This is a genomic window from Microbacterium sp. NPDC055442 (genome assembly GCF_053644215.1).
The window spans coordinates 491,722-498,274 of the sequence record NZ_JBSHLF010000004.1 but is presented as its reverse complement, the minus strand read 5'-3'; the positions used below and the strand labels follow the sequence as shown (position 1 = coordinate 498,274).

Annotated in this window: 6 protein-coding genes; all 6 read right to left on the bottom strand. The window is 69.3% G+C overall.

The window, feature by feature from the left end:
* Nucleotides 1-400: 400 nt before the first annotated feature.
* Genes ACWIBS_RS12005 through ACWIBS_RS11980 form a run of 6 tightly spaced genes read right to left on the bottom strand, consistent with a single transcriptional unit; the run spans nucleotide 401 to nucleotide 6,552 of the window.
* A complete protein-coding gene (locus ACWIBS_RS12005) occupies nucleotides 401-1,213 on the bottom strand; it encodes a DUF4184 family protein (RefSeq protein WP_376128173.1) in 813 nt (270 codons plus the stop codon).
* A gap of 3 nt (nucleotides 1,214-1,216) precedes the next feature.
* Nucleotides 1,217-2,521: a tyrosine--tRNA ligase gene (tyrS, locus tag ACWIBS_RS12000; protein ID WP_376128174.1), complete on the bottom strand. Its 1,305-nt coding sequence runs from the start codon at nucleotides 2,519-2,521 to the stop codon at nucleotides 1,217-1,219.
* A gap of 45 nt (nucleotides 2,522-2,566) precedes the next feature.
* The gene (locus ACWIBS_RS11995) at nucleotides 2,567-3,277 is read right to left on the bottom strand and encodes a hypothetical protein (protein ID WP_376128176.1); all 711 of its coding nucleotides are present in this window, start codon (nucleotides 3,275-3,277) and stop codon (nucleotides 2,567-2,569) included.
* Nucleotides 3,274-3,921 (bottom strand): SatD family protein, encoded by a 648-nt coding sequence (locus tag ACWIBS_RS11990; protein WP_376128178.1) that lies wholly within the window; start codon nucleotides 3,919-3,921, stop codon nucleotides 3,274-3,276. Before ACWIBS_RS11990 ends, ACWIBS_RS11995 begins: the two co-directional genes overlap by 4 nt.
* 60 nt (nucleotides 3,922-3,981) lie before the next feature.
* A complete protein-coding gene (gene argH, locus ACWIBS_RS11985; RefSeq protein WP_376128179.1) occupies nucleotides 3,982-5,427 on the bottom strand; it encodes an argininosuccinate lyase in 1,446 nt (481 codons plus the stop codon).
* Nucleotides 5,428-5,436: 9 nt separating this feature from the next.
* Nucleotides 5,437-6,552, bottom strand: a complete 1,116-nt coding sequence (locus ACWIBS_RS11980; protein ID WP_454137021.1) for a heparan-alpha-glucosaminide N-acetyltransferase domain-containing protein — start codon at nucleotides 6,550-6,552, stop codon at nucleotides 5,437-5,439.
* Between the last annotated feature and the right edge of the window lies 1 nt (nucleotide 6,553).

The window sequence follows — 6,553 nt, the reverse complement described above, 5'->3', positions numbered from 1 at the left end:
GGTAATTTGGCATTTGACAAGTGCACGCTGTTGAGTTCTCAAGGATCGGATGCTCCTGCTACTCGGCCTCTCAGCTCCGCCCGCAGGGCAACTTCTCTATCTTACCCCTCTCGCTCTGCTTGTCAAATCGGCTCACCGTGACTGTTTCAGAGTCTCCGGTCAGCACTCTTCGCAAGCTTCGAGGAGTGGGATCCTCCATCCTAGACCCGAAGGCCGCGATCCTCAAGAGGATAAGAATGGGGCTGGTTCTCCACTTGAGGGGGGTAAGGCTCTCGGCCTCTCCGCTTCCCTGTGGGGCGAACGAGTACTAAGTTACGTGGCTCCCAGAGGTACGGCAAATCTTGCTCGCATCCCGGGCGTGTCGCCGCATGATTCCGCGATTTCCCGCCGGCACACTCGATCACCGGCCGACACGGCGCAGGGCTGACCGCCGTACCTGGGCGAGGATCGCCAACGCGACAGTGGCCGCACCCCACACGGCGCACGCGGGCGGAAGCACGCGGTACGCCAGGTGCGCCGCCGTGAAGTCCTCGTCGAGCGGCCCGAACTGCGCGAGCCCCCAGCACCATCCGCCGATGAGGATCGCCGGCAGCGAGAGCCACCACGCTCCGCGCACCCACGCGGGGAGAACGCGCACGACCGGTGCGACAGCATCCGCTCGAACGAACCAGACGAGCATCCAGGCACCGATGATCGCGAGTCCGAGCACGCTGGATCCGTGCTGGAGCCAGGCATACCCCGCCAGCGGACCCCACCGCTCGTCGAGCATCGGGACGAGGTCCACGCCCCAGCGCCCTTCGTGGGTGAACAGGTCCCACACGATGTGGGTCACGACGCCGAACACGAGCGAGAGGATCGTCATCGTGAGCGCGCGCCCCGAGAAGCCGCCCGATCTCGCGTATCCGATGGTCTCGCGCAGGGCGCCGGCCACGGGGGCATCCCATTCGCCGGGAAGCCTCTCGGCGAGCCGGCGCGGTGACAGCTCGCGCACCGCCGGCCGCAGCAGGCAGCGCCAGACGAGCAGAAGGACGAAAGCGAGCAGGACGGTCGCCGCGATCCAGGTCAGGTCATGCGTGCGGCCGTAGTGCAACGGCAGTCCCCGGACGAACAGCGGCAGATCCGGGGTCATCGCCCCGATCGCGATCGCCGCCGGCACGAGCGGCGTCCGTACGAACGGCAGCGCGACGACAGCGTGGCTCGGGGTGAACGGCATTCCTCAGGCGTCGACGAAGACGCCGGCCAGCGTCTTCTTGCCGCGGCGCAGCACAGACACCCCGCCGGGAAGCGCCCCCGTGATTTCGGCATCCTCGCCCGCGACCTTGACGCCGTCGACCGAGACACCACCCTGCGCGATGGCGCGGCGGGCTTCGGACAGGCTTGCGACGAGTCCCGTCTCGACGAGCGCCTGGGTCACGGCGGTCCCGCGGGGAACGCTCGTGTTCGGCAGCTCATCGAGCGCCGTGCGCAGCGTCGCCGCGTCGAGCGCGTGCAGATCCCCCTGACCGAAAAGCGCATCGGATGCCGCGATCACGGCCGACGTCGCCTCGACACCGTGCACGTAGGTCGTGACCTCGCGGGCGAGCCGGCGCTGCGCCTCGCGGCGGAACGGTTCGGCGGCGACGAGCCGCTCGTACTCCTCGATCTCGTCGCGCGTGAGGAACGTGAACACCTTGAGTCGCGAGACGACGTCGGCATCGTCGGTGTTGAGCCAGAACTGGTACATCCGGTACGGGCTGCACATCGTGGCATCCAGCCAGATCGCATTGCCTTCGCTCTTGCCGAACTTGGTGCCGTCGCTGTTGGTGATCAGCGGCGTGCCGATGGCGTGCACCGCCACACCCTCGACGCGGTGGATCAGATCCGTGCCGCTGGTGAGATTGCCCCACTGGTCGCTGCCGCCCGTCTGCAGCACGCAGTCGTACTGGCGGTGAAGCTCGAGGTAGTCCATGCCCTGCAGGATCTGGTAGCTGAACTCGGTGTAGCTGATGCCGGCCTCGGAGTTCAGACGGGCCGCGACGGCATCCTTCTTGAGCATCGTGCCGACGCGGTAGTGCTTGCCGACCTCGCGAAGGAAGTCGATCGCGCTCAGCGGCGCGGTCCAGTCGAGGTTGTTGACCAGGCGCGCCGCGTTGTCGCCGTCGAAGCTGAGGAATCGCTCGACCTGCGAGCGCAGACGCGTGACCCACTCCTCGATCGTCTCGCGCGTGTTCAGAGTGCGCTCGGCCGACGGACGCGGATCGCCGATGAGGCCCGTGGACCCGCCGACCAGTCCGAGCGGCTTGTGGCCGGCCAGCTGCAGTCGGCGCAGCAGAAGCAGCTGGACGAGATTGCCCAGGTGAAGACTCGGCGCGGTCGGATCGAAGCCGCAGTAATACGTGATCGGGTCACCCGAGAGCAGCGCGCGCAGCGCATCCTGATCGGTGGACACATGCACGAGTCCGCGCCAGACGATTTCGTCCCAGACGTTCTCGAACGTCGGATCGTTGGCAGGCGCGGTCGCGCTCACGAGGCTGGATGACACGCGTTTCAGGCTATCAGCGGCGACGGATGCCACGGACAGAGGTCGTCAGCGCGCCGCCCACCAGACGAGCAACGCCGCGGCGAGGGCGAGCACCCAGCTGACGAGACTGCCGACGAGGAAGAACTCGGCTCGGTTGCCGTCGGTGCTGTCGCGCGAGATCTCGGGGAAGCGGACGATGCCCTTCGCCGCGAGGACGGCGGCGATGAGGGTGTACGCGCCCGTGAGCATGAGTGCGAAGACGATCACGCGCTCCAGCGGCCCGATGAGACGCCCGCCTTTGAGTCCGCCTGCAGCTGGGGCCTCGGTCTCGTCCGGGACCGCCGTGTGCTCGGCGCGCAAAGCCGTGCGCACGACGATGTTGCTGGATTCGAGCAGGAACGCCACGGCGCCGACAACGAGCACGAGCAGGTCCACAGGCACGCTCTCGCCGGGTGCCGGCAGCGCCCACAGCGTGTCGAAAGCGGTCGTCGCCGCTCGCGGACCGGCGACGATGACGGCCCCCGCCAAGGCGGCCCCGAACAGACCGACGGGCCACAGCCCGGCCCGGGCCCCGCCTCGAGCGGGCATCGTGAGCACCCACGCCGCCGCGACGGCGAGCGCGACCAGACCCCAGACGGCGGCGTCGACGAGCACCGCGACGAGGAAGATCACCACCGCGGCGAGCGCCATTGCGATCCAACGGCGCCGCGTGGTCTGGAATTGGCGGATCAGGTCGGCGACGCCGACCGCAAGGAGCGCGAGGCCGGCCGCGATCATGTGCGCACCTCGCGGGCGAGCTGCGCGAGCCCCTCGATGATCGAGCCGGCGCCGGCGGTCGCGAGGGCCTGTGACACGGCCGATTGGCTGATGCCCTCCGCCCGCGCGAGGTCGGCCTGCGTCTGACCGCGACACCGGCCGTAGGTCAGGCGACGGGCGCGTGCGCTCATGGCGCCCACGACGTGGTCGCGCGACAGCGCGTAGGCGTTCGCGAGCCGGACGGTCTGTGCCATGGCGGCATCATGCCCTGCCGCGGCGGCGACCCACGTGCGCGCGCTCGGCGCGGTGCGCTTCTGCAGGCCGTGGACGATCTCGATCGCGTCGCGCGCCGCCCACCAGCCGGGACCCTCGGGGATGCTGCCGGCGGCAGTCCGCACGACCTCGAGATCGCCGACCCCGACGCCGAAGCGGCATTCGATGCCCTCGGGCAGCGCGAGCCGCAGCAGCAGGAGCGAGGTGAGAGCGGCGTCCAGCGTCGGATAGGTCGCCTGCTGTTCATCACCGACAGTCGGGTGCAGGGGGTCCAGCGCGAGAGGGAAGTGGGCGTGCACGCCCGCGATCGTGTCGTCGAGATCGCGCTGCGCATGGTCGCGGTCGGGAAGTCGGCGCGACCCGATGATGTCGGCGATGACAGCGATCTGCATAGGATCAGGCTATAGCTTATGTATGCAAATGAAAAGCCTAGGGCTTATTTATCTGGATGATCAGTTCAGACCGAGAACGCGGGCTGCGGACTGCACGCGCTCGACCAGCTGTGCACGTTGCTCGGCGACCCGCTCGGGCGCTGTTCCGCCGACCCCATCGCGGCTCGCGACGGAGCCCTCGATCGTGAGCACGCTGCGTACGTCGGGGTTCAGATGCGCCGACACCTCGGCGAGAAGGTCGTCCGAGGCATCCTCGAGTCCGATCCCCCGCGTCTCGCACGCGCGCACGAGCGAACCCGAGATCTCATGCGCGTCGCGGAAGGGGACTCCGCGCTTGACGAGCCACTCGGCGACGTCGGTCGCGAGTGAGAAGCCCTGCGGTGCGAGCTCCGCCATGCGATCGGTGTCGAACCGCATGGTCGCGACCATGCCCGCGAACGCCGGCAGCACCGTCTCGAGCGTGCGCACCGAGTCGAACACGGGTTCCTTGTCTTCCTGCAGGTCGCGGTTGTACGCCAGCGGAAGAGCCTTGAGCGTGGCGAGGAGACCGGAGAGGTTGCCGATGAGCCGGCCGGCTTTGCCTCGCGCCAGCTCGGCGATGTCGGGGTTCTTCTTCTGGGGCATGATGCTGGAGCCGGTCGAGTAGCGGTCGTCGAGCGTGACGAAGCCGAACTCCCGCGTGTTCCACAGGATGATCTCTTCGGCGAACCGCGACAGATCGACGCCGATCATCGCCGCGATGAAGGCGAACTCCGCCACGACGTCGCGGGCCGACGTTCCATCGATCGAGTTCTCGGCGGGCCGATCGAGGCCGAGTTCGGTCGCGACGAGCTGAGGATCGAGCCCGAGGGTCGATCCCGCGAGGGCGCCTCCGCCGTACGGCGAGACGGCGGCACGGGCCGCCCAGTCGCGCAGCCTCTCGACCTCGCGCACGAGCGGCCAGGCATGCGCCTGCAGGTGGTGGGCGAGCAGGACCGGCTGCGCGTGCTGCAGGTGCGTGCGTCCCGGCATGATGGCCGCGGAATGGGCCTCTGCCTGCGCGACGATCGCGTCGACGACGCGCAGGATGTCGCGCGCGATCGTGCGCGCATGGTCGAGCAGATACATCCGCACGAGCGTCGCGATCTGGTCGTTGCGGCTGCGGCCGGCGCGCAGCTTGCCGCCGAGCTCGGGACCCAGCTCGGCGATGAGCGCCTGCTCCAGTGCGCCGTGCACGTCTTCGTCCGATTCGGCAGCGACGAGGGTGCCGTCGGCGACACCGCGCGCCAGTGCGTCGAGGCCCACGTGCATCGCGTGCTCTTCGTCGACGGTGAGGTACCCTGCCGCGGCGAGCGCTTTCGCGTGCGCGTGCGATCCCGCGATGTCGTACAGTGCGAGGTCCCAGTCGAAGTGCGTCGAGCGGCTCAGCACGACCAGCTCGGGGGCCGGTCCCGAGGCGAATCGCGCTCCCCACAGTGCGCCCTCGTTGGTGCCGTGGCCATCGGTCGTCGGGGTGTCGTCGCTCACTCCGACAGCCTATCGGCGCGACCGCGGGCGATCGCCGCCGGAGCGCACGACGAGCCGGGCGACGCGGTCGAGCACCCACTCGAGCGGACCGCGCCCGATGAGCAGCGCCCACACCGTGCAGGCGGCGACGAGGATGAGCGTCATGGGCCAGAACGGCTCGAGCGCCCGGAAGCCGCCGAGATCCCCCGCGCGCCCGAGGACCACGGTCGCGATGACAGCCCAGGCGACCAGCTGAGCCGTGTAGGCCGTGAGCGGCATCGCCCCCACCGCCCGCAGCGGCAGCACGACCCAGGTCACGGCCGTGCGGCACAGCAGCAGGCATCCGCCGATCACCGCGATGGCGAACCCGCCCGACCCGATCACCTCGAACAGTCCGCTCGAATGGGGATCGACCCGCAGCGCTCCCTCGGTCGCCTCGATGCCGCGCCCGACACCGTAGCCGAAGAGAGACAGCACGCTCCCCCACAGCAGCATCCGGAATTGGACACGCGCGCGGCGGATGTCGGCTCGCGCGACGCCGAGCCCCGCCAGGACGAAGGCGATCCAGACCGTGAAGGGATAGTGCCAGCCCAGGGCGAGCGACAGGTCGTTGCCCGCAACGCTCGACCACACGGGCAGCCCGTCGAGCAGGAACTGCACGAACGGCATGATGACGCCGAGCGCTCCCGCGAGCACGAGCAGGGTGCGGGCGCCGAACGACACGAAGGCGAGCGCGACCAGGAACATGATCGCGTAGGCCGGCAGAATGACGTAGACGGGGACACCTGTCTCGATGAGCAGGATGCCGAGGATCCACAGCAGCCCCGCCCGCACGGCGAGGCGCAGCCGCGCGATCATCATGGGCGATCCTCGCAGCGGCGTCGCTCCCCCGGTCACGAGGCCGATCGAGACGCCCGCGAGGGTCGCGAACAGGATCGACGAGCGCCCGTCGACCACGGCGATCCACGAGTCGGGTTCGGGCCACTCGAACGCGACGTCGATGGCGATGAGGTGGGCCGTCAGCATGCCGATCACGGCGAGGCCGCGAGCGAGGTCGATGCCGGCGACTCGCGCCGCGCCGTTCAACCGCTCCCAGCGCGACGCGAGCCACGCGCGGGAGGCCGTCGAAGACCGGTTCACCGTCATG

Bases quoted from the DNA above. Each gene is read 5' to 3' on its own strand.
- ACWIBS_RS12005 (WP_376128173.1), bottom strand. From the start codon at position 1,213: ATGCCGTTCACCCCGAGCCACGCTGTCGTCGCGCTGCCGTTCGTACGG.
- ACWIBS_RS11995 (WP_376128176.1), bottom strand. From the start codon at position 3,277: ATGATCGCGGCCGGCCTCGCGCTCCTTGCGGTCGGCGTCGCCGACCTG.
- ACWIBS_RS11990 (WP_376128178.1), bottom strand. From the start codon at position 3,921: ATGCAGATCGCTGTCATCGCCGACATCATCGGGTCGCGCCGACTTCCC.
- ACWIBS_RS11980 (WP_454137021.1), bottom strand. From the start codon at position 6,552: ATGACGGTGAACCGGTCTTCGACGGCCTCCCGCGCGTGGCTCGCGTCG.